Annotated in this window: 24 protein-coding genes; 8 read left to right on the top strand and 16 right to left on the bottom strand. The window is 60.8% G+C overall.

Annotated features, from left to right (window positions below; all coding sequences use genetic code 11):
• Positions 1-89: 89 nt before the first annotated feature.
• The 5 genes from V6767_RS19080 to coxB form a co-directional block, all read right to left on the bottom strand.
• Positions 90-674, bottom strand: coding sequence for a cytochrome c oxidase assembly protein (locus tag V6767_RS19080; protein WP_448429488.1), 585 nt, complete (start codon positions 672-674; stop codon positions 90-92).
• Positions 675-683: 9 nt separating this feature from the next.
• Positions 684-818 (bottom strand): hypothetical protein, encoded by a 135-nt coding sequence (locus tag V6767_RS19075; protein ID WP_018066523.1) that lies wholly within the window; start codon positions 816-818, stop codon positions 684-686.
• A gap of 4 nt (positions 819-822) precedes the next feature.
• A complete protein-coding gene (locus tag V6767_RS19070; protein WP_448474903.1) occupies positions 823-1,749 on the bottom strand; it encodes a heme o synthase in 927 nt (308 codons plus the stop codon).
• Between the two features lie 72 nt (positions 1,750-1,821).
• Positions 1,822-3,471 (bottom strand): cytochrome c oxidase subunit I, encoded by a 1,650-nt coding sequence (gene ctaD / locus V6767_RS19065; protein ID WP_448474902.1) that lies wholly within the window; start codon positions 3,469-3,471, stop codon positions 1,822-1,824.
• A gap of 10 nt (positions 3,472-3,481) precedes the next feature.
• Positions 3,482-4,375, bottom strand: coding sequence for a cytochrome c oxidase subunit II (gene coxB, locus V6767_RS19060; protein WP_448429494.1), 894 nt, complete (start codon positions 4,373-4,375; stop codon positions 3,482-3,484).
• Positions 4,376-4,737: 362 nt separating this feature from the next.
• On the opposite strand from coxB, the gene V6767_RS19055 reads away from it, so the two are divergent.
• The 3 genes from V6767_RS19055 (at position 4,738) to V6767_RS19045 (ending at position 7,403) form a co-directional block, all read left to right on the top strand.
• On the top strand, positions 4,738-5,358 hold the full coding sequence (locus tag V6767_RS19055) for an invasion associated locus B family protein (RefSeq protein WP_448474901.1): 621 nt from the start codon (positions 4,738-4,740) through the stop codon (positions 5,356-5,358).
• 60 nt (positions 5,359-5,418) lie between these two features.
• Positions 5,419-6,837 carry a metalloprotease TldD gene (gene tldD, locus V6767_RS19050; protein ID WP_448474900.1) on the top strand — a complete coding sequence of 473 codons (1,419 nt, stop codon included), beginning with the start codon at positions 5,419-5,421 and terminating at the stop codon, positions 6,835-6,837.
• Positions 6,838-6,962: 125 nt separating this feature from the next.
• Complete coding sequence (locus V6767_RS19045; protein ID WP_448474899.1) at positions 6,963-7,403, top strand: GNAT family N-acetyltransferase; 441 nt, start codon at positions 6,963-6,965, stop codon at positions 7,401-7,403.
• A 20-nt stretch (positions 7,404-7,423) separates the two neighbouring features.
• On the opposite strand, the gene V6767_RS19040 is transcribed toward V6767_RS19045, so the two are convergent.
• Positions 7,424-7,894 carry a heme-degrading domain-containing protein gene (locus tag V6767_RS19040; protein ID WP_448474898.1) on the bottom strand — a complete coding sequence of 157 codons (471 nt, stop codon included), beginning with the start codon at positions 7,892-7,894 and terminating at the stop codon, positions 7,424-7,426.
• Positions 7,895-7,905: 11 nt separating this feature from the next.
• Positions 7,906-8,523, bottom strand: coding sequence for a pyridoxamine 5'-phosphate oxidase (pdxH, locus tag V6767_RS19035; protein ID WP_448470781.1), 618 nt, complete (start codon positions 8,521-8,523; stop codon positions 7,906-7,908).
• 238 nt (positions 8,524-8,761) lie between these two features.
• Here pdxH and fabI point away from each other — a divergent pair, with 238 nt between their 5' ends.
• The 4 genes from fabI to V6767_RS19015 all read left to right on the top strand — a co-directional run bounded on the left by fabI (position 8,762) and on the right by V6767_RS19015 (position 12,000).
• Positions 8,762-9,580, top strand: a complete 819-nt coding sequence (gene fabI, locus V6767_RS19030) for an enoyl-ACP reductase FabI (protein ID WP_230718819.1) — start codon at positions 8,762-8,764, stop codon at positions 9,578-9,580.
• Between the two features lie 170 nt (positions 9,581-9,750).
• The gene (locus V6767_RS19025; RefSeq protein ID WP_448474897.1) at positions 9,751-10,344 is read left to right on the top strand and encodes a histidine phosphatase family protein; all 594 of its coding nucleotides are present in this window, start codon (positions 9,751-9,753) and stop codon (positions 10,342-10,344) included.
• Between the two features lie 75 nt (positions 10,345-10,419).
• Entirely contained in the window at positions 10,420-11,517 is a 1,098-nt protein-coding gene (aroC, locus tag V6767_RS19020; RefSeq protein WP_448474896.1) for a chorismate synthase, read from the top strand.
• Between the two features lie 57 nt (positions 11,518-11,574).
• Positions 11,575-12,000: a DUF983 domain-containing protein gene (locus V6767_RS19015; RefSeq protein ID WP_448429513.1), complete on the top strand. Its 426-nt coding sequence runs from the start codon at positions 11,575-11,577 to the stop codon at positions 11,998-12,000.
• A gap of 36 nt (positions 12,001-12,036) precedes the next feature.
• Here the strand turns inward: V6767_RS19015 and V6767_RS19010 are convergent, their stop codons facing one another.
• Together V6767_RS19010 and V6767_RS19005 are read right to left on the bottom strand one after the other, a co-directional pair.
• Positions 12,037-12,954, bottom strand: coding sequence for a sensor domain-containing diguanylate cyclase (locus V6767_RS19010; RefSeq protein WP_448474895.1), 918 nt, complete (start codon positions 12,952-12,954; stop codon positions 12,037-12,039).
• 102 nt (positions 12,955-13,056) lie between these two features.
• The gene (locus V6767_RS19005) at positions 13,057-13,734 is read right to left on the bottom strand and encodes a spermidine synthase (protein WP_448474894.1); all 678 of its coding nucleotides are present in this window, start codon (positions 13,732-13,734) and stop codon (positions 13,057-13,059) included.
• A gap of 297 nt (positions 13,735-14,031) precedes the next feature.
• On the opposite strand from V6767_RS19005, the gene rpmG reads away from it, so the two are divergent.
• On the top strand, positions 14,032-14,199 hold the full coding sequence (rpmG, locus tag V6767_RS19000; protein ID WP_018066542.1) for a 50S ribosomal protein L33: 168 nt from the start codon (positions 14,032-14,034) through the stop codon (positions 14,197-14,199).
• 170 nt (positions 14,200-14,369) lie between these two features.
• On the opposite strand, the gene V6767_RS18995 is transcribed toward rpmG, so the two are convergent.
• From V6767_RS18995 to V6767_RS18965, 7 genes are all read right to left on the bottom strand, one after another.
• Positions 14,370-15,470, bottom strand: a complete 1,101-nt coding sequence (locus V6767_RS18995; protein ID WP_448474915.1) for a DegT/DnrJ/EryC1/StrS family aminotransferase — start codon at positions 15,468-15,470, stop codon at positions 14,370-14,372.
• Positions 15,471-15,499: 29 nt separating this feature from the next.
• Positions 15,500-16,126, bottom strand: coding sequence for an acetyltransferase (locus V6767_RS18990; RefSeq protein WP_448474893.1), 627 nt, complete (start codon positions 16,124-16,126; stop codon positions 15,500-15,502).
• Positions 16,123-16,716 carry a sugar transferase gene (locus tag V6767_RS18985; RefSeq protein WP_448474892.1) on the bottom strand — a complete coding sequence of 198 codons (594 nt, stop codon included), beginning with the start codon at positions 16,714-16,716 and terminating at the stop codon, positions 16,123-16,125. Before V6767_RS18985 ends, V6767_RS18990 begins: the two co-directional genes overlap by 4 nt.
• 116 nt (positions 16,717-16,832) lie before the next feature.
• Positions 16,833-18,053: a glycosyltransferase family 4 protein gene (locus tag V6767_RS18980; protein ID WP_448474891.1), complete on the bottom strand. Its 1,221-nt coding sequence runs from the start codon at positions 18,051-18,053 to the stop codon at positions 16,833-16,835.
• A 1-nt stretch (position 18,054) separates the two neighbouring features.
• Entirely contained in the window at positions 18,055-19,860 is a 1,806-nt protein-coding gene (locus tag V6767_RS18975; RefSeq protein ID WP_448474890.1) for an alginate lyase family protein, read from the bottom strand.
• Positions 19,857-21,977 (bottom strand): bi-domain-containing oxidoreductase, encoded by a 2,121-nt coding sequence (locus V6767_RS18970; RefSeq protein WP_448474889.1) that lies wholly within the window; start codon positions 21,975-21,977, stop codon positions 19,857-19,859. The genes V6767_RS18975 and V6767_RS18970 overlap by 4 nt, the downstream gene beginning before the upstream one ends.
• Before the next feature lie 127 nt (positions 21,978-22,104).
• Complete coding sequence (locus V6767_RS18965; protein WP_448474888.1) at positions 22,105-23,169, bottom strand: hypothetical protein; 1,065 nt, start codon at positions 23,167-23,169, stop codon at positions 22,105-22,107.
• Positions 23,170-23,227 lie beyond the last annotated feature (58 nt).

The raw sequence follows: 23,227 nt of genomic DNA, 5'->3' as shown, positions 1-23,227 counted from the left end.
TCACCCGCTGCTTTATCAGCATTTGGTCCGAACTTGCCGTTTTAATCAATCCCCGCGAACGATAATCCGCGAGCGGTGACGGCGCTCGTTCAGGAGCTACCGTCCGAGCTTGCGGCAGACGCCTTGGCGGCGACCGGCTTCTCGTGTTCAAAGAACGTATAGGACAGCGTCAGAACCCTGATATCCTTGGTCTCTTCCGCCTCAACGATCGCCGGATCGACGAAGAAGACGACCGGCATTTCCAGAGTCTCGCCCGGCTGCAGCACGGTCTCGGTGAAACAGAAGCACTCGACCTTGTTGAAATAGGCGCCGGCCTGAAGCGGCGTGACGTTGAAGATCGCCTGTCCGAGGATAGGCTCGCTGCTCTTGTTGCGGGCGTTGAACATGACCTGCACCGTCTCGCCGATCTTGGGCGAAACCGATTTCTGCTCCGGCTTGAATTCCCAGTCCAGACCCGGCGCGACATTGGCGTCGAAGGTCACCTTGATCGTCTTGTCGAGCACCACGTTGGAATACTGCTCGACCCGCTGGGCCGTACCGTTATAGCCGGTGACCTGACAGAATATGCGATAGAGCGGCACGGCGGCAAAGCTCATCGCGGTCATGCCGAACACGAAAACAAGGCACATCAGAACGATGGCGCCGTTATTGCGTTTGCCGCTCGCTTGCGTCATCTCGCCTCCTCAGGCCGCACCGAACTTGACCATGGTGATGATGTAAAACAGCACCACGAGGCCGAACAGCACGAAGCCGAGCGCGATATTGCGCGCGCGCCGGGCCCGTTTCTGCTTGTCGGTCAATTTCACTGTCTCGATCATGGCTTCACCCGAAAACCAGCATGGCCGCGCGATCGACCATCAGACCGGCGAAGATCGCCGCCAGATAGAAGAGCGAAAACGCGAACATTTTCTTTGCCGGCACCATTTTGCTGTCGCCCTCGGCCATCGCCCGCACCTTCAGCGAATGGTAGACGAAGTGGCCGCCGAGCGCTGCCGCGAACACCGCGTAGAACGGGCTTGCAAGCCCCGTCAGCGCCGGCGCGACGCCTGCGATCGCGGTCAGCACCGCATAGACGACCATCTGGTTCTTTGTTGATTTCTCGCCGGCCACATTCGGCATCATCGGGATGCCGACATCGTCGTAATCGCCCTTCTTGAAGAGCGCCAGCGCCCAGAAATGCGGCGGGGTCCACAGGAAGGTGATCGAAAACAGAATGATACTGTCGAGCGAGATCGAGCCGGTGACCGCCGCCCAGCCGATCATGGGCGGGAAAGCGCCGGCCGCGCCGCCGATGACGATGTTCTGCGGCGTCGCCCGCTTCAGCCACATCGTGTAGAACACGGCGTAAAAGAAGATCGTAAACGCCAGAAAACCGGCGGCGAACCAGTTGATCGCGAGGCCGAGCGTTGCCACCGAGAAGCAGGCAAGCGTTATACCGAAGGCGAGCGCCTCTTCGCGGCGGACCCGGCCGGCCGGGATGGGGCGATTCGCCGTGCGCGACATCACGGCATCGATATCGGCGTCATACCACATGTTGAGCGCGCCAGCCGCGCCGGCGCCGATGGCGATGCACAGGATCGCGATCGCGCCCATGACCGGATTGATCGAGCCCGGCGCCAGGAACAGGCCGGCAAAGGCGGTAAACACCACCAGCGACATCACCCGCGGCTTCAACAGCGCGAAATAGTCCCGCCCGGTTGCTTCCGAAAGCGCGAGATCGTCGCCAAGGTCGTTGTCGATTACTGTCATTGTCAGCTCTCATTTCAAAAAAGACCGCGCGCCATCGGTCGGCGCGCGAGCTTCGTTGTTTGTCGCATCGCCTTAGCGGATGCGCGGCAGTTCCGACCACTGGTGGTAGGGCGGCGGCGAGGAAAGCTGCCATTCGAGCGTGGTCGCGCCCGGGCCCCACGGATTGTTGCCGGCGACCCGCTTCTTCGCGAAGGCCTCGAAGATGCCGAACAGGAAGATCAGCACGCCGATGGCCGAGATATAGGAGCCATAGGACGACACCGCGTTCCAGCCGGCAAAGGCATCCGGATAGTCGATATAGCGGCGCGGCATGCCCGACAGGCCCAGGAAGTGCTGCGGGAAGAACACCAGGTTCACGCCGACGAACATCACCCAGAAATGAATGTGGGCAACCTTCTCATTGTACATGTAGCCGGTGATCTTCGGGAACCAGTAGTACCAGCCGGCGAAGATCGCGAACACGGCGCCGAGCGACAGCACGTAGTGGAAGTGGGCCACCACGTAATAGGTGTCGTGGAACGAGCGGTCGAGGCCGGCATTGGCAAGCTGCACGCCGGTGACGCCGCCGACGGTGAACAGGAAGATGAAGCCGATCGCCCACACCATCGGCGCGCGGAAAGAGATCGACCCGCCCCACATCGTCGCGATCCAGGAGAAGATCTTCACGCCCGTCGGCACCGCGATCACCATGGTGGCGAACACGAAGTAGCGCTGGGTGTCGAGCGACAGGCCGACCGTATACATGTGGTGGGCCCAGACGATGAAGCCGACGGCGCCGATCGCGACCATGGCATAGGCCATGCCGAGATAACCGAACACCGGCTTCTTCGAGAAGGTCGAGATGATGTGGCTGATGATGCCGAAACCGGGCAGGATCAGGATGTAGACCTCGGGGTGACCGAAGAACCAGAACAGATGCTGGAACAGGATCGGGTCGCCGCCGCCATCCGGCGAGAAGAAGGTCGTGCCGAAATTGCGGTCCGTCAGCAACATGGTGATGCCGCCCGCCAGAACCGGCAGCGACAGCAGCAGAAGGAAGGCGGTGATCAGCACCGACCAGGCGAACAGCGGCATCTTGTGCAGGGTCATGCCCGGCGCGCGCATGTTCAGGATGGTGGTGATGAAGTTGATCGCGCCGAGGATCGAGGACACGCCGGCCACGTGCAGCGCGAAGATCGCGAGATCGACCGCCGGTCCCGGCATGCCGCTGGTGGAGAACGGCGGATAAAGCGTCCAGCCGCCGCCAACGCCGTTGGAACCCGCCGGCCCCTCGACGAACATCGAAAGCAGAAGCAGCAGGAAGGCGGGCACGAGCAGCCAGAACGAAATGTTGTTCAGGCGCGGAAACGCCATGTCCGGCGCGCCAATCATGATCGGCACCATCCAGTTGGCGAAGCCGCCGATCATCGCCGGCATCACCATGAAGAAGATCATGATCAGGCCGTGGGCGGTGGTGAAGACGTTGTAGAGATGCTTGCCCTGGTCAATCGCGGCGGCACCGGCATCGCCGTAAACCATCGCGGCCAGGCCGTTGAAGATCTGGATGCCGGGCTCCTGCAGCTCCATGCGCATGGCGACGGACAGAAGCCCGCCGATAATGCCCGCACAGATCGCGAAGATCAGGTAGAGCGTTCCGATATCCTTGTGGTTGGTCGAGAAAAGCCATCGCGCGGCAAAGCCGGGCTTATGGTCGTGATCGTGAGCGTGCGCTGCTTCGGCCATATCGCTCTCCTCAATTCTTGTCGGCGAGCATGACGGCGTTTTCGCCCTGCTCTTGATTGTCGATGCTTGCCATCAAAGCGCGGTTCGCGGCTTCGACGTCAGTGGCGGCGGAGGCCTGCCATGTGGTGAACTGCTCGGGCGAAACCGCGCGGATCGCGATCGGCATGAACGCGTGATCCTTGCCGCAGAGTTCCGAGCACTGGCCGTAATAGATGCCTTCGGCCTCGGCCTTGAACCAGGTTTCGTTCAGGCGGCCGGGAATGGCGTCGATCTTGATGCCGAATGCCGGCATCGCGAAGGAGTGAATGACGTCGGTGGGGGCTGCGGTGACGAGCAGACGCACGGTCGCGCCGACCGGAACCACCATCTCGTTGTCGACGGCCAGAAGCCGCGGATAGACCGCCCGGTCCTCCTTGCCGTATTCGGCGCGCTGCTCATCCGTCAGCAGATAGGAAGCGTAGGAAATCGCGCCATCCTCGATTTCGGGATAGTCATAGCTCCACAGCCACTGGGTGGCCGTCGCCTTGACCGTCAGATCGGGCTCTTCCGGCATGGTGAGCTGGTTGGTGAGCAGGTTGAAGGACGGCACCGCGAGAAACAGAAGAATCAGCACGGGCGCGACGGTCCACACGACCTCGATCGCGGTGTTGTGGCTGGTGCGCGATGCGGTCGGGTTCTTCGATTCCCGGAATTTCACCATCACCAGGATCAGAAGCGCCAGCACCAGAAGCACGATCGGCACGATAAACCAGAGCGTATACTGCTCGAACCAAGTAATCTGATGCATGATCGGCGATGCCGCCGGCTGCAGGGTCATCTCCCACGGCTCAGGCTGCGCGGCAAAGGCGCTCCCGCTGCCCGCAAGACAGAGAAGACCTGTCATGCATGCTCTGGTTTTATTCATCACGTTGAATTCTCCCACCATTGTTTGACCTCGGTCAAACCGGATCCTGTTCGTTTGCGCCAGAAGTAACAAAACCGCCCGCGGCGCGATAGCGCCATGATAGCATCTCAAGACGCCGACGCACCCCTTGGCCGGCGAACAGGCGACACCGTCGACCGGTTTTTCTCCCTCAGTCACAATTATGCCATAGCATTTGCCAATTTGAAGCGTCAAATTGTCTCACGCGGCATGCGCACCCACTGATATTTCGCCGCGCTTTCCCAGGTCAAGTCCTTCTTCAGCCGTTGAAAATTTCTTTTGAACGCGGCACAAAGCCCGGTATCGGAAAAGAGAGATATCAATTCACCCGAGGAGCCCGCGCCATGCCCGTATTTCCCGCAGATCATGCGCTTCGAAGGGTCGGCGCGTTGAGCCTCGCCTGCCTGCTGTTTTCAGTCGCCCTGCCCGCTCTCGCCCAGGAGGCCGCCGACGACAGTGCTGCCGAAGCGTCGCAGGAAGCCGCAACGCCCGCCGCCGACCCCGCCCCGCAGCCGCCCGAGCCGCCGGCGGATAACAGCGTGGTCAGAGAGAATCACGGCGCGTGGTCGATGGTCTGCGATCAGCCGCCGGGCTCCAGCGTCGAGCAATGCGCGCTGATGCAGAACGTGATCGCCGACGACCGCCCGGAAATCGGCCTTTCGATCGCGGTGCTGAAGACCGCCGACCGCGAGGCGAAACTGCTGCGGGTTCTGACGCCGCTCGGCGTCTTCCTGCCCGAGGGCATGAACCTGTTCGTCGACAATGTCGATATCGGCAAGGCCTATTTCTCGCGCTGCTATCTCGACGGCTGCTATGTCGAAGTCGATATCGACGACGACCTGATGCGGATCTTGCGCGCCGGAACCCAGGCGGTGTTCACCCTCAATTTCTCGGTGGACCAGAACTCGATCGGCATTCCGGTCGATCTCTCGGGCTTTGCCGAGGGCTATGACGCCCTGCCCTGACATCGCGGCCTGATCGTTCCTATATGGGACGCCATGACGGATAAAAAGACGGAAACGACCATGACAGACCGCGACCTCCTCAGCCATTTCGATGCCGATGAAGCGACGATACGCGGCATTGTCGAAGACACGCTGCACGGCGCCGATGACGGCGAGCTCTATGTCGAATATTCGCAGAGCGAATCGCTGTCCTTCGACGACGGCAGGCTGAAGGGCGGCGCGTTCAACACCGGCCACGGCTTCGGCCTCAGGGCAGTGGCGGGCGATGCCAGCGGCTTTGCCCATGCCGGCGAATTGTCGCTCGGAGCGCTGAAACGGGCCGCGGCCACCGCAAAGGCCGTGACCCACGGCTATGACGGCACCTATGCCGAACCGCCGCGCGGCACCAATACCAAGCTCTATTCCGACGACAACCCGATCGGCGCGCCGTCGTTCGAAGAAAAGATCACGATGCTCGGCGAGATCGACGCCTATCTCAGAGAACGCGACCCGCGCGTGCGCCAGGTCTCGGCCTCGCTCGCCGCCAGCCACCAGATCGTCGAAATCCTGCGCGCCGACGGCTATCGCGTCAGCGATGTGCGGCCAATGACGCGGCTCAACATCTCGGTGGTCGTCGGCGACGGCGACCGGCAGGAGACAGGCTCCTTCGGCATCGGCGGAAGGCAAAGCTTCGCCGACCTGTTCGCCCGCCAGGACTGGCAGTCGGGCGCGGAAGAAGCGCTGCGCAAGGCCTTCGTCAATCTCGAGGCGATAGACGCGCCCGCCGGCACGATGGATGTCGTGCTCGGAAACGGCTGGCCGGGCGTGATGATCCACGAAGCGGTCGGCCACGGGCTCGAGGGCGATTTCAACCGCAAGGGGCTTTCCGCCTTTTCCGGCCTTGTCGGCCAGATGGTCGCGGCCCCCGGCGTCACCATCGTCGATGACGGTACGATCGAAAACCGTCGGGGCTCGATCTCGATCGACGACGAGGGCACCCCCTCCGGCTACAACGTGCTGATCGAGAACGGCCGGCTGACCGGCTATATGCAGGACCGCATGAATGCGCGCCTGATGGGGGTCGCCCCCACCGGCAACGGCCGCCGCCAGTCCTATTCCGACCTGCCGATGCCGCGCATGACCAACACCTATATGCTGGCCGGCGACAAGACCAAGGAAGAGATCATTGGCTCGGTCAAGAAGGGCATCTACGCCGTCACCTTCGGCGGCGGCCAGGTCGATATCACCTCCGGCCAGTTCGTGTTCGACTGCACCGAGGCCTATTTGATCGAAGACGGCAAGATCGGCGCGCCGATCAAGGGCGCGACGCTGATCGGAAACGGGCCGGACGCGATGAAGCGCGTTTCCATGGTCGGCAACGATCTCGCGCTCGACAACGGCATCGGCAATTGCGGCAAGGCCGGCCAATGGGTCCCCGTCGGCGTCGGCCAGCCGCATCTCAGACTCGACCAGATCACCGTCGGCGGCACCAAGGCGTAGGCTGCCTTAGCGGATTGTTTACGCCTTTCGGGCTCAATGCGCCCATGTATTGCGTAACCCCATCTTCCGCCGCCATGGCCTCTGCCGGACCCGACATCCGCCCCTATCGGGCAGAGGACAACGCTGTGCTTGTCGACATCTGGCATCGGGCCTCGTCCGTTGCCCATGATTTTCTGCCGGCCGAACTGCTCGTCGCGCAAAAAAAGCTGGTGTCGGAAAAATATCTGCCGGAAACCGAGACCTGGGTGGCTGTGAATGGCGAGACGCCCGTCGGATTCATCGGCCTGATCGACAGCTTCATCGGCGGCCTTTTCGTCTCGCCGGATTGCCAGGGCGGCGGCATCGGTTCAGCGCTGCTCGACCACGCCTTCCGTCTGAAGGGCCACCTGCTGCTGGAAGTCTACGCCGCCAACACCCGCGCGCTGGCCTTCTACCGCCGCCACGGCTTCTGCGGCATCAAGCGGCGGCAGACCGACGACAACGGCCTGCCCTTCCCGTTGATCATGATGCAGAAGCCGGTGCCGACGACGTGGCAGCGATCCGAGATCGGGGCCGCCCGCAACTGACGGGCGCCAAGTGTTCTCCGTCAGCCCTGCTCCTTCACAAACTCCGTCAGCACGTCGACGATCAACCCGTGATCGTCCTTGCTGGCAAGGCCCGAGACCGTGATCGCCGCGACGACGCCGACATGGCGGATGCGGACGGGAAAGCTGCCGCCGTGATCGGCGTAGTCGGTAAGGTTCAGGCCGAGTTCGGGGCCGATGGTGCGGCCCTTGCGGCGGTGTTCCAGCTCGATCGCATAAGACGAACGGTGGAAGTGGAACACGACATTCGATTTGCGCCGCGCCCACATGTCATTGTCGGGGGCGGAACCCGGAAGCGCCGCGTGAAACAGCGTGCGGCTCGGCGTGCGGATATCGATCACCACCGGCGCGTCGAGCGCCAGCGCGCGGTCCACCAACCGCTGGCCGAGATCCCAGGCATCGGTCTCGTCGAAACGGGCGAGAACCAGCTTCTTCTCCTGGCCGGCGACCTGATCTTCAAGTTCGTTTGCCATCGATAACTCCCTCACGGATACATGCGAACCTTGTGCCAGCCGCCCTCGGCGGCATTGCGGCGGAATTCGATGCGGTCGTGCAGGCGGAACTTGCCGTCATGCCAGAACTCGATCGAGACCGGCTTCAGCCGGAAGCCCGACCAGTGCGCCGGGCGCGGTATCTCGCTGACGCCGTATTTCGCCGTGGTCTTGGCAACCGCCCTTTCGAGCGCGAACCGACTTTCCAGCGTTCGCGACTGTTTCGAGGCCCAGGCGCCGATGCGGCTGCCGCGCGGGCGCGACTGAAAATAGGCATCGGCCTCCGCGTCGGTCACCACTTCCACGGGGCCGCGCAACCGGATCTGGCGGCGCAGCGACTTCCAGTGAAAACACATCGCCGCCTTGGGCTGGCCGAGAAGCTCCCTGCCCTTCTGGCTTTCGAAATTGGTGTAGAACACGAAGCCGTTGGCGTCGAATTCCTTCATCAGCACCATGCGCACATTCGGCAGGCCGTCCTCGTCGACGGTCGCGACCGCCACCGCGTTCGGATCATTGGGCTCGCTCGCCTCGGCATCCTTGAGCCATTTGGCGAACAGTTCGAAGGGGTCGTTCTCCTCGGTGAAATCAGCCTTGCCGCCGTCGTCAGCCATCGTCGTCACTCCCGATCATGTTTCGCCTGCCGCACGGTCGCAATCAAATCGCGGAAAAATCGCGCCGGACGTCCGTCCCGGCAAGCGAGAGAATGGATATGAGAGAAGACCAAACCGCGGCGCCTTGCAAGCGGCGTTTCGCCGGCGAAAGCGCCATCGACGCGGAAAGGTCAGCTTGAACCGATTAGCCGCCTATGCCATAGGCAGAAACCAGATGAGTTTCAAGGAGCATCGACACATGGCGGAAGCAACCGGCCTCATGAAAGGCAAACGCGGCATTATTCTCGGTGTCGCCAATAACCGTTCGATTGCATGGGGCATTGCCAAAGCATGTCATGACGCCGGAGCCGAGATCGCGCTGACCTGGCAGGGCGACAACCTCAAGAAGCGCGTCGAGCCGCTCGCAAACGAGCTCAACGCCCTGATGGCCGGCCATTGCGATGTTACGGACCCTGCAAGCATCGACGCGGTTTTCGCCACGCTCGAGCAGGAATGGGGCAAGATCGACTTCGTCGTTCACGCCATTGCGTTCTCCGACAAGGAAGAGCTTACCGGTCGCTATATCGACACCTCGCGCGAGAATTTCGCGAAGTCGATGGATATCTCGGTTTATTCCTTCACCGCGATTGCGCGCCGCGCCGAGAAGATGATGAATGACGGCGGCTCCATGCTCACGCTGACCTATTACGGCGCTGAAAAGGTGATGCCGCATTACAATGTCATGGGCGTCGCCAAGGCCGCGCTTGAGGCGAGCGTGCGCTACATGGCCGTCGATGTCGGCGGTCGCGGCATCCGCGTCAACGCCATCTCCGCAGGCCCGATCAAGACGCTCGCCGGCTCGGCGATCGGCGATTTCCGCTACATTCTGAAGTGGAACGAATATAATTCGCCGCTGAAGCGCAACTGCACGATCGACGAAGTCGGCAACACCGCGCTGTTCCTGCTCTCGGACCTGTCCACCTCGGTCACCGGCGAGGTGCTTCATGCCGATTCGGGCTATCACGTGGTCGGCATGAAAGCCGTAGACGCGCCGGACATCTCGGTGGTCAAGGACTGAGCGGCACCTGAGAGGGCGCGGACCATCCCGCGCCTTTTTCTTTCAGGTGTCTTCAACGCCTTGTCGGTCCGCCGAAAAGTGTGCAAAACCCCCTCCTCCTTTTGAATTTTCGCATCCGCCTGTAATGAAAGTTGATCGGGCGGCGCACCAGCAACCACGGGACGCTGAAATTGCAGATTTATGTCATCCGCCACGGCCAGACGGACTGGAACGCCGAGTACCGGCTTCAGGGCCAGCAGGACATACCGCTTAACGATACGGGCCGCAGCCAGGCCAATGGCAATGGCAGTGAACTCGCCGATATTCTCGGCGCCGACGCCCATCGCTTCGACTTCGTCGCAAGCCCGCTTTCCAGAACCCGCGAGACGATGGAGCGCGTGCGCGCCGCCATGGGGCTGACGCCGGAACTCTACCGCACCGACGACCGGCTGAAGGAACTCTCCTTCGGCGACTGGGAGGGCCGCACGCTCAAGGAACTCTCGACGGTCAGCCCGGCGCTTCTCGAGGAGCGCGAAAAGGACAAATGGTCCTTCGTGCCGCCCGGCGACGATGCCGAGAGCTATGAAATCCTGTCATGGCGGGTCGGCGCGTGGCTGAAGGACGTTGTGGGGCCGACGGTCTGCGTTGCCCATGGCGGCGTCATCCGCTCGCTGTTCCGGATCGTCGGCGGCGCCAGCACGGCAGAGGCCGCCGAACTTGCGATCCCGCAGGACAATATCCTGCGTCTCGACCCTGAGACCGGCGTGATCGGCTGGATTGTGTAGCGACGAGCCTTTTCCTCCTCGACCAATTGCTATAGAGCCGAGCCTTGAGAAATGGCCGGTCGCAGGAGGTTTTTGATGTCGCACAACACATTCGGGCACATGTTCCGCGTCACCACCTGGGGCGAGAGCCACGGGCCGGCGCTTGGCTGCGTCGTCGATGGCTGCCCGCCCGGCATCGCGTTTACGCTTTCCGACATCCAGACCTATCTAGACCGCCGCAAGCCCGGCCAGTCGCGCTTCGTCACCCAGCGCCGCGAGGCCGATGAGGTGAAGGTGCTTTCCGGCGTCCTGCCGCAGGAGGATGGCGTCACCTACATCACCACCGGCACGCCGATCTCGCTGATGATCGAGAACACCGACCAGCGCTCCAAGGACTACGGCGAGATCGCCCGCCAGTACCGCCCCGGCCACGCCGATTACACCTATGACGTCAAATACGGCCTGCGCGATTATCGCGGCGGCGGGCGCTCATCGGCGCGTGAGACCGCGGCCCGCGTCGCCGCCGGCGCGATCGCCCGCAAGGTGCTGCCCGATGTGACCTATCGCGGCGCGCTGGTGCAGATCGGCAAGCACAGGATCAACCGCGACAACTGGGACTGGAACGAGATCGGCAACAACGATTTCTTCTGCCCCGACCCCGAAATGGTGCCGGTCTGGGAAGGCTATCTCGATGAAATCCGCAAGGCCGGCTCCTCCGTCGGCGCTGTGGTGGAAGTGGTCGCCGAAGGCGTGCCGGCGGGCCTCGGCGCGCCGATCTACGCCAAGCTCGACCAGGAGATCGCCGCCGGCCTGATGTCGATCAACGCGGTCAAGGGCGTCGAGATCGGCGAAGGCTTCAACGCCGCCGAACTGACCGGCGAGGAAAATGCCGACGAAATGCGGATCGGCAATGACGGGCGTCCGCGGTTTCTCTCCAACCATGCCGGCGGCATTCTCGGCGGGATTTCGACCGGGGAGCCGATCGTCGCCCGCTTCGCCGTGAAGCCGACCTCCTCGATCTTGACCACGCGCCAGACGATCGACAAGGACGGCAAGGAAGTCGACCTGCGCACCAAGGGCCGTCACGACCCCTGTGTCGGCATTCGCGCCGTGCCGATCGGCGAGGCCATGCTTGCATGCACGATCGCCGATCACTACCTGCTGGATCGCGGCCAGACCGGCCGGCTCGACTGACGGCAATTGCCTTTGGCGCGCCATTCTGAAACAGTCGGACGCTTCACGGAGACGATCATGGCCGACCAAGCCAATCATCATCGCTATGGCGAGAAAAGCGACCGCCAGCGGATGCCCGCGATCATCAACGGGCTGAAATGCCGTTGCCCCGCCTGTGGCGAGGGCAAGCTGTTTTCCCGCTACCTGAAGACCGTCGATGCCTGCGCGGCCTGCGGCACCGAAATCCATCACCATCGCGCCGACGACCTGCCGGCCTATCTCGTCATCCTGATCCTCGGCCATTTCATGGTCGGCGGCTACATGACCGGCGCGGAACTTCTGGATGTGCCGGACTGGGTCCATCTCGCCATCTGGGTGCCGCTCACGGCAATCGCGGCCTTCGCGATCATCCAGCCCATCAAGGGCGCCGTCGTCGGCCTCCAATGGGCGCTGAAAATGCACGGCTTTGACGGCAAGGGCGACGACCAGCCGGCCGAATACTGACGCGCCGGCCGTCTTCCACCGGCATCGTGGTCTTTCTCAAGCAGCGACTTCCGCCGCGCAGACCCTGTTCTTGCCCTCACTCTTGGCGCGATAGAGCGCTTCGTCGGCGCGGGCATAGAGTTCGCTCTGCGCTTCGCCCGCAATGACCGAGGCCACGCCGGCCGAGCACGAATAGGAAAATTCCGGGTGATCCGGGAACGGCCGCAGCGAACTGATCTGCGCCAGCATACGGTTGATGATCACGATCGCTTCGGCGCCGGTCGTGCCCGGCAGCACCAGGCCGAACTCCTCGCCGCCCAGACGCCCGAAACAATCGGTCCTGCGCACCTGCAGCGAGATCTCGCGGGCGAAATCGATCAGCAGCCGGTCGCCGGCAAAGTGGCCGAAACGATCATTGACCTGTTTGAAATTATCGAGATCAAGAATGGCGAAACAGCCGGGACGACCACTGGCCGCCGCGCCGTCCCGGGTGATCATGTCGTTCAGCCGCTCCATCACGAAGCGCCGGTTGGCGATCCCCGTCAGGTCGTCGGTCAGCGAGCGCCTGAGCGCGATATCGCGCTCCCGGCGCAACATGCTGTCCTGCACCAGCAGCTTGGTGATGTCGCTGGCGATGCAGACCATCCAGCCGTCCTCGTCGACGGTTTCCGTCATCCACAGCCAGCTTCCATCGTGGACGTCGGTTTCGAAGGCGCGGAACGGCACCTTGCCGCGACGCGACAGCGTGCCCTTCAGCCAGAGTTCGAAATCGGCCTCGCCGATAATCGTCCCGCGGCGCGCCTCGAAATTGCGCCGCATCATATCGCCCCAATACGGATACTCGTCATCCGCGAGGAAGAACGCCTCCCGGTACAGCCGATTGGCATAGACCAGAACATCGTTTTCGTCGAAAACCGCGAACATGACACCCGATGTCTCGACGAAACGCAGAATTTTTCTCAGTTTTCGTTCCATATCGGCGCGATCGTTGTTTTGGCCCGCACTACTTCGAAACTAATCTCAGATATGGGCCGGTTGAGACACAGGACAAGCATCCGCCCTAAACCAACTCTCAGTTTATCCGTGGCGGCCGCCCAGCCAGATGACATGCTTGGCGCCGCGGCGTTTGGCATTGGCGCGGACGGTCCGAACCTCCGTGGCAAAGCCGGCCTTCTCCATCCTGGCGGTGAAGCGCGGATCCGGCCCGGACGACCAGACCGCGAGAACGCCGCCGGGCCGCAGCGCCTTTGCGGATCGCCCAAGCCCGCCGGCATCATAAAGCCGGTCATTGGAGGCGCGCGTCAGCCCGTCCGGACCGTTATCGACATCGAGCAGGATCGCGTCGAATGCCGATTTCGATTTCTCGATCAGGCTTGAGACATCGCCGGTATGAATTTCGACACGGGGATCATCGAGCGAGCCTTTGAAGACTTCGGCCATCTCGCCGCGCGCCCATTTCACCACCGCCGGCACCAGTTCGGCCACCACGATCCTGGCATCGTCCGGCAGAACGGCAAGGGCGGCGCGCAGCGTGAACCCCATGCCGAGCCCGCCGATCAGCACCACCGGCGCCTTGCGCCCGGCCAGCTTCGCGCAGGACAACTCCGCCAGCGCCTCCTCGGACCCGGAAAGCCGGCTGTTCATCAACTCGTTCGCGCCGAGCATGATCGAGAACTCGTCACCACGGCGCTTGAGCCGCAGCGCGGCTTTCTCGCCGGGAATGGCGGCGCTATCAAGTTCTATCCAGGGAATCATGGCTGCGGTCGACTGGTGGTTTACGGGTAAGGCTTATTTGCCCCTCCTAACTCGCGCAAAAACGCGCCCACTGCAACGCAACCGACGAAGAAATGCGACAAGTTCGGCTTTTGGAACGGGTCCGTATTGACTTTTACGCCAGGATTCGTAGTGTCCCGCCAGATTTTGCCGTGGCCCCCGGTCCGGCGAGCATGCGAGGCGTCCGATGCGGGCGCTTCTTGATTTTCAAATAAAGTCCGGGCGTACCGGTTCCGTTTTCCATCAGGGAGAGCGGATTGCTCTTGAAGGCGGAATAAAATGGCAAAGGCAACAACGATCAAGATCAAGCTGCTGTCGACGGCAGACACCGGCTTTTTCTACGTCACCAAGAAGAACAGCCGCACGATGACGGAAAAGATGGTCAAGACCAAATACGATCCGATCGCGCGCAAGCACGTCGAATTCAAGGAAGCCAAGATCAAGTAATCCCGGCTTTCCATCGGCATTTTTTTCAACGCGTGGGCTCTCGCCCGCGCGTTTTTCTTTTGTGGGCTAGGTGGGGAGGCGCGCAATTGCTGCGTAGGCGCCAATTGCGCGCCTGTCAGCCAGTTGAGGTCGCCCATAAATCATGACGTTTCGCCACCGGCTCGTGCAAGCTATCTGTTCAGCAGTTCAATGATGTGGCCGATAACCTCGTCTTGCTGATCGTCCGTCATGTCGCTCCCGGAGGGCAGGCAAAGTCCGTTTTGGAAAAGCTTCTCGTCGAAGCCGGGACCATGATAGGGAGAGCCGGTATAAAGCGGCTGTAGATGCATCGGCTTCCACAGGGGGCGGGACTCGATCTGATGTTCCAGAAGCGCAAGGCGAATCATCTCGCGACTGATGCCGGTCTCTTCGGGATCGATCGTCAGGGCGGTCAGCCAGCGGGTCGATGTCACGCTTTCAGGTTCGGGCATGAACGTGATGCCCGGACGGGTAAGGCTATCCCGGTAACGTGCGAAGATCGCGCGCCGGCGTGCGACGCGGTCATCCAGCACCTCCAATTGCCCGAGACCGATGGCCGCGCATATGTTGGAGAGGCGGTAGTTATAGCCATAGGTGGAATGCTCGTAGTGCGGCGCCGGATCGCGGGCCTGAGTCGCGAGAAAACGGGCCTGGTCGGCCCATTCCTTGTGTCGCGTAACCAACATTCCTCCGCCGGACGTGGTAATGATCTTGTTGCCGTTGAACGATAGGATGGCGGCGTCGCCTCCCGTACCCGCTTTCCGGCTGCCCTTGTAGATGGCGCCCAGGCTTTCGGCGCTGTCCATTATCAGTCGCACGCCGTATTGCTGCGCGAGCGCCTCGATGCCATCGATGTCGACCGGTTGACCGTAAAGATCGGTCGGGATCAGCGCCTTGGGCAGGCGGTTCTCGGCCGCAGCCCTGGCCAGTTCTTCAGCGAGGAGGCCGACGTCGATCGTCCAACTGGCAGGATCGAGATCGAAGAACCGCGGCGTCGCGCCGAGATAGTTGACGGGGAATATTCCGCCGGCAAATGTCATCGAAGAAATCCAGACCTCATCGCCCGGGCCGATGCCTGCGATGCGCAGGGCGAGATGCAATGCCGCAGATCCCGAAGAGAGAGCCACGCAGTGAAGGTTCCCTCCGAGATAATCCCGTGTTTTCGCCTCGAAGGCGTCAAGCTGGGGGCCGAGCGGGGCGACGAAATTGGAAGCGAAAGCTTCGGTGACGAGAGCGAGCTCGCGACCGGACATGTGAGGGCGAGACAGATAAATTCGCATGGCTATTCCTTAAGCAAAGCTTTTGCCGGGTTGCCGACGACCGTGACGCCAGGAGGCACATCGCGAAGTACTACCGCACCCATTCCGATGGTGGCACCAGGGCCGATGGTCGTTCCTTGGCGGATGACGGCACCGGAACCGATATAGACGTGATCGCCAATCGTTATATTGCCGTTGACCTTGGCACCGGGCGCCAACGTGACGAAGTCACCTATGACGCAGTCATGTTCGATATACGCGTAAAGATTGGCGTGAAAGCAACGCCCGATTCGGATGTTGGACGTCAGCGTTACAAAGGGGGACAGGCAAGCACCTTCGCCGATTACGACATCGTCCATCTGAACCACGGATTGAGCTCTCGCCTCAATGAGGTCAACTCCCGAACTGGCGCATGTGTCGGCAAGTTTCTGCCGGATGACAGAGTTGGCTATAGCGATGGACACGCATTTTTTGGCATTCTCGCGATCCAGGAAAGAGGACCAGGAAATGATGTCGTGGCCGTTGATGCGGCCCGGCGCCTGCCCGTCATCAATGAAGACCAGATTCGCGCCCGGGTACTGCGCGCGCAGCAGCGGCATGATCCCGCGCCCGCAGCCGGATGCGCCGTAGACGCCAATCAGCTCGGTCAAGATTTCGGCCCCGTGAACTTCTCCATCGTCGCGCTTCCCTCCGCTGCGATACCGTCACGTTTAAACACTTTGCCGATGGTCATCCAAATAATTTTCAGGTCGAGCCAGAAACTGCGATTGTCCACATACCATACATCCAGGCGAAATTTCTCGTCCCAGGAAATGGCGTTGCGGCCGTTGACCTGCGCCCAGCCTGTTATCCCAGGCCTGACCTCGTGGCGACGCCGTTGCTCTGCCGAATAAAGGGGAAGGTATTCCATCAGAAGCGGACGCGGACCGACCAGGCTCATGTTTCCTTTCAGGACATTCCACAATTCCGGCAATTCGTCCAGCGAAGTCGATCTCAGAAACTGTCCGAGCCGACACATCCGCTCGGCATCAGGCAGCGGATTACCGTCGGAATCCACCGCGTCGAGCATGGTGCGAAACTTGATCATCTGAAAAGGAACAGCATCACGTCCCGGGCGTGTCTGCCGGAAGACGACCGGCGATCCCATCTGGAGCCGGATGGTCAGGGCGAGAACGCCGAGCACGGGCGAAAGTATAAAAAGCGCTGTTCCGGCGCATACTATATCAAATAATCGCTTCATATCGCTTTAATGCCATTTTATTTACTGGTTATGATTTATATTTCGACATATAATAATTTTTTTTTATTTTAGCTTCGTTCGCTTTTATTTTCTTCAAATCGTAAAGATTTAAAGCATTAAAGAGAGGCTGCCCCCGTTACCCACTCGACCCACTGACTGCCGAGCCGCTCACGAGAAAACTGCTCTTCAGCAAGTTTGCGGGCGTTTTCCCCCTGTTTTCGCAGCCTGCTCCTTCGCTCGCATGCATTGATCAAAGCCTCCGCAAAGGCCTCGGGCTCATCCGGAGCAACGGCATAGCCGCAATCATGTTCCACTATCAAGTCGGCCAACCAGCCGGGATAATTGTTTATCACCGGCAAACCGGATGAAATATAGTCGAAAAATTTATTTGGTGACGTGCCATAGTAAAAGGCTGGAACATTTCGCAGGACTTGAAGACCGACGTCCGCGCCAGCCAACAGACCGGCGAGTTTCAACTTCGGCACGGGGTCGAGAAACAAGACGTTGTCGAGTTTCTCCTCCGCGGCGCGCGCCTTCAAGGCTTGCTTTTCCCCGCCCTGTCCGACCAGCACGATGGATATGTCTTTCCGACCGCGCTCTTTTAGAACGGCTGCCGCGTCCAGTACCGACCCGAGGCCGTTGGCCGTCCCGTGGGTCCCCGCAAAAATGGCAAGCAATGCGTCGTTTCCGATTTCTTCGGGTCGCCAGGGCTCGGCCTGATTGGAAAACAGTTGAAGGTCGCAGCCGTTCGGCACGACCGTTATACGCTCCGCGTCCACGCCCCGGGCAGCAATCCCCTGGCTAATCCCCGGCGAAAGAGCGATCAGGCGATCCGCCGTTCTGTAAGACACCCATTCAAGGGCGGACATCAGTGTCAGCACTACAGGATTTTTGATGACGCCCATCGCCTTGGGCAACTCGGGCCAGAGGTCTCGTACCTCGAACACGAAGGGCTTTCGTCTGAACCAGCGGGCCGCTATCCCCGGTATTCCCGCCGTCAGCGGCGTTGTGGTCGCAAAAACGATATCGGCCGGTTCCTTGAGCGCTACGCCTATCGATCCAACGGCAAACTTCAGAAATACCATGAGCCTCTGTAAAAACCCCATATCATTGCCGTAGTTGAGTTGAAACTCGATAACGTCAATGCCGTCGACATCGCCGCGACGCCTTCCGTTCAGATAGGGCTGATCAAGTCCGGTTTTCCCCTGCGTGTAGCTTCCACATACCATTGTCACGCTGTGTCCGGCGCGCAGCAGCGCCTGCGCCATTTCGTAGGAGCGCGTTCCTGCCGCTCCCTGTGGCGTTGAAAAGTGCTGGTGAAAATAGAGGATATGCATCTCAAAAATTTACTTTTGTCACGAAAGTGGTTGGATGATCTACACTTGTCACCAACACGGGAATTTCTCGGCGCTTGAGGTAATATCGCGATTCCAAGGTGGTCTCCAGCGTTGGCGTGACCGGAGAGCCATCCACGAAAACAGCAATGCTCACTCCATCCGCATATGCCACGTTGCCTTCAAGTCGCCAGTCATATGGAGGCAATCGCCAGCGCAAGCACGCAGACCGAAAATCACCGGAGACAGCGTCCTCGCAAACCAGCTCCTGCAAACTTAGCTTTAGACGTCGGTGATGGCGAGCACCTTTTCCGTCAGTATAAGCCGCTGCTGCCATGCAAGACGTTCCGTCACTCTGTACATGATCTACCATATCGGCCTTCAGCCAATCGCCAAATAGAAACCGCCCTATGCGCGGCATCTGATCACGACCGTCAAACGCAACAGTATTGTGGGCCTCGGTGGAGGAAAACCAGTTACTGTAATCGGAGTTGTAGCTGTAGGTTCCCGCATCCCGCAATAGATTCTGACCCCGATACCAGAGGTCAACATGGAGGGCGTCCGCCTGGCTCGGGCGAAAGTGAAAGCGTGGGAAGCGCATGACTGCCCGGCCCGATCCCACCCGCAGCACATGAAAACCGCCATAGGGCAGGCTGACGCTCTCTTCCACGGCATGCATTTTTCCGTCGGGCACGTTCAGCCACCGCAGCACGTCGTTCCAGGGACCGTGACCGAACGCATCCCTGCTTTCAAACAGGGCTGCGGCCAATTGAACGCAGGGTCGATAATCGCGGTAGTTGCTGTCAGTCAGGGGAATCAGGCGCGCGCCGTCATTTGCCCCCACTATGGGTGCATCGCCGGATTGCCTGTCAACCATGACGTCAAGCCAGCGCGTGGCAGCGGCCAACCTGTTGAAAAGGTTAGGAGAGAATGGCTCGAGGTCACGATGCCGTCGCCACGCTTCAGCCAAGCTGTATGTGTCGAGGAGGACGCGATGATAATTCACTGAATATTGACTGAAGCTGCCATCGGGTGCGATCAGCGCCTGCGAGCGTTCTTCCAGCCAATGCCTGCCCTTGCGCGCCCATTTTGCAGCGCGGGGGTCGTGCCCCCCAAGAAAGCTGCCGCCAATGAACAGTGCGGCGGCTTCAGAAGTGCCGTGGTTGTTTTGCTGGCCGATCGCATATGACATCGTCGGCGAAATTCGCTGAAGATGCGCAATCAGAAGGTCGATCAGGCCTTGTTCCGGGCTTTCATCCTGCCCAAGCACCACGGCCGCCGTGATAAGGTGCATGACCCTGATCGAGGCCTCTTGGCCGCATTTCCAGTTTGGTCCCTTGTAGGGCGGGTTCTTCTGTGCCCAATCGGCCAACCAGAGGTTCAGCCGCGCCAGCGCTTCCGTATCTCCACCGGCTGATTTCGTGGCCCAGGCCACGGCCCAGTCGAGCCGCGATAATTCCCACAGCCCCTTGATATCACCCGCGCCGAAATCAGGAATGCGCCACCAGTCCTGCGTGTTGCCCGGCTGAGGCGCTTGCGAGAACGGGTTGGCGAACCAGTCGGGCGGGCCCTCGGACAGCGGCGCGCGGTGCCAGCCGAACCACCAAAGATCATCGTCCCAGGCCGTATTCGGCGCGGGGAGATCGCCCTTCCGTTCGGACGCACGAAAGAAAGGAGGTCTTGCAACCGGCGCGCTCAGGCGCTGCACCGGATGCCAGCCGCTTTTCAGGCCCAGGCGATAAGCGGCAACCCGCGCGATGTTGTCTGGGCCAAGCGCGGCATAGGCGCGCAGTTTGGTCAGGCGGTTCATTGTTGCGCGCGCAGGATCTGGGCGGCTTCGATTGTCCTCTCGGCCACCTCGAAGAGTTCATCGGCAGAAATCGGAGCCGGGCCTCCCTCTTCGATCGCTTTGACGAAGGCCGCGGCGCAAGCGGTCTGTCCCTTGTCCTGTCGCCAAAGGTTCTGCTTCTTGAAACCCGGCCAGTTGAACCCCCTCAGCTTCAGGAAATTGTCCAGCTGCAATGTGCGCCCGGCCGTGAAGACCTCCACCCGCTCCTTGGCAAAGGAAGCCCCGCCATTGGCCAGGTAGTGGATAGTGCCGAAGGAGCCGTCCTCGAAGCCAAGGGTAATCGACGCCTTGTCCTCGGTCACCGGCTCGGCGTCGGTATCGCCCATGCGGCGCGCCTCAACCGACACGATCGGGGCGCCGGCGAGAAAGCGCATGAGGTCGATGTAGTGGCAGGCCTCGCCGATGATCCGTCCGCCGCCGACGGCTGGATCCTGTGTCCAGTGGTCTGCCGGAATCTTGCCTGCATTCATCACCATGACGAAGCATTTCGGCGCATTCACCGCGCCAAGCAGCCGCTTCATCGTCTGTACCTGCGGCGAAAATCGGCGATTGAACCCGACCATCAGGTGCCTGCCGCTTTCCGAATGGGCGGCTTTGACATCGTCGAGTTCCTCATGTGTCAGGGCCAGCGGCTTTTCGACGAAGACATGCTTGCCCATACGCAGCGCCTGGGCGGTGAGGCGGGCGTGGCTGTTGTGGCGGGTCACGATGGCCACGGCGTTGATGACGGGGTTTGCGATCAAGCCGTCCGTATCGGACGTTGCCTCGGCAAAACCGGTGCGCTTGCCGTGCACCACGGCGTTCGTTCCACCCGCGGAGGCGATGCTGTGCAGCGTGGCCCCTGCCGCCTTGAAAGCCGGAATCAGCATGCGCGAGGCGTAATTTCCCGCCCCGACAAAGCCGATCACGGCCTTGCCCGATCCGCTGACGGATGCGTCCGTCAGCTTGACGCTTTGCTGATGGCGCTCTTCGGCGTCATGATCGTAAGTCAGCAAAATGCCGAGCGCCGCCTTGTCGGTCGACAGAAGCTCGTAGGCGCGCGGGGCCTCGGTGAACGCCACCCGGTGACTGATCAGCGGCGCGACATCCAGCGCGCCCGAGGCGAGCATGTCCAGCACGGCCTCGAAATTGCGCTGCTCGGTCCAGCGCACGAAGCCGAGGGGATAGTCCTGCCCGTGGTCTTCATAGGCGGGATCATAGCGTCCCGGCCCGTAGGAACACGACACCTGGAAGCTCAGCTCCTTTTCGTAGAAATCGGCGCGGTTCAGCTCGAGGCCCGTTACGCCCACCAGCACGATGCGTCCGCGCTTGCGGCTCATGCGTGCGGCTTGCGTGATCGGGTCGGTCGACTTGGTGGAGGCGGTGACGATCACGCCGTCCACGCCGTGGCCGCGGCTGAAGGCAAGACCGGCGGCGACCGGATCTTCTCCCGCGGCCGGGTTGCATGTCTCGGCGCCGAAGGCGCGGGCGAGCTCCAGCTTGGCCGCATCGAAATCGATTGCCAGAACCCGGCAACCCTGCGCGCGCAGCATCTGCACCGTCAAAAGACCGATCAGGCCGACGCCGGTGACGACGAAAGCCTCGCCCAAGGTCGGCTGCGCCAGGCGTATGCCCTGAAGGCCGATGCTGGCGACGACGGTGAAACTGGCGGCCTCGTCGCTGACATTGTCGGGGATCCGCGCGCAGAGGTTCCTCGCCACGCTGACGACATCGGCATGCGGACCGTTCGAGACGACGCGGTCACCCGCGCGGAACCCTTCCGCGCCGGCGTCGCGCACGACGCCGACATTGCAATAGCCAAGCGGGATCGGCTGCCCCAGTTTCGAGCGCACGGCATCGACGGTGGTCATCAGCCCGTCCGTCGCCACCTTGTCGAGCACCTGGCGCACCTTGTCGGGCTGGCTGCGGGCCTTGGCGATCAGACCGGACCTGCCGAAATCGACCAGCATCCGCTCGGTCCCGGTGGAGATCAACGAGACGGTGGTGTCAATCAAAAGGCCCCCCCGCCGCGCCTGCGGCACGGGCGCTTCGACAAGCTCGGACTGGCCGGTGGAAAGGTTCTGGAGGATTTGTTTCATTGCGGTTCCATACGGATGATCGGTTGTTTGCCAAATATTTTAGAAAGCCTTGTTTGCCTTTTGTGCTGTTGCCTAAATGAGCATCGTCAAACGAGGTTTTGCAGCGGACGGCATAAATTGCTCTCGGTCACAGGTTCCGTCGATGAACATCGATTAACGTGTCTTCGAAGTTCTCCCAGCAAAAGCGGTCGCTCAACTCCGAGGTTATGTTGAAGTCCTCCCGCTTCTCAAGCAGCAAGGAGCCAAGCGTCGCCGGATCGGCAAGCTGAGTTTCGTTGACCACTATACCCAAACCATTTTCCGCTACGAATTCACTAACCTTGACGTTATCGCCGATGATTAGCGGCGTTCGGGTGTGGATCGCGTCATAAAGCTTGTTGGGGCTGGCATAATAGTTGTTCAGGTTGCCGCGCGGATAGATTGAGACGATGTAGTCAACCTCGCGAGCAATTATCTCATTGGCCTCCGCCTGTGTCATAACGCCAAGATTGGTAACAGCTGGCAGTTCCATGAGTTGGCGCGAGCTTTCATCGGCAGGCCAGCCTGCACACAGCACACGGAAACCAGGATTGAACTTGAGCAGGTTGCGGACGAAAGCCGTGCCCCGATTCTCAGCCAGCGAACCGAAATAGGCCAGGGTCAGCGTTCCATTCCGCCGTTTCATGATCGTTGAGGCCTGGGTTTTAAACGGAACATTGGGAATGACCACCGCTCGGGGTTTGACAAAAGAGGCGAGCAAGTCCTTCCTGTATTCATCCGTCACAATCACTCGCGAAGCGTGAGAATACAAAATCCACTTAATGAACCACCAAGAGTTGCCTGGTTTGTTCAACCGCAAAAATACGGAATCGAAAACATCTAATACCACGCGCTGACCAAGATAGGCCGGCCATGTAGCCGTGAGAAGCTGCTCATTGATCACGTGAATGCTCACCGGTGAAAGCTTCCTCCGAGCGCGGATCACATTCGCGATCAACTTGGCGATGGTTTTCGATGATCGTGCTGATCCTGGGATCAGCACGAAGCTGGTGGAATAGCTTCGTGCAAAAGACCTGTCACTGTTGTCGCCGATCCCGAGGAAATGGACGTCGAATGCTCTTGAAAGAGTTTGTACCTCCTTGGTGATTCGCATGTCCGAGCCGTCGTTACTGGACACGAACAGAAGGGCGGCTTTGTTTATCTCTGAGGCCATTTTGTCTATCGTAATCCTGATTTCATGGGAATTGCAGCTTTGCCCTGCGCACCGATTT

The organism is Martelella sp. FLE1502 (genome assembly GCF_053484255.1).
Note: the sequence above shows the minus strand (reverse complement) of the source record. Positions and strands in the feature narration are given on the sequence as shown.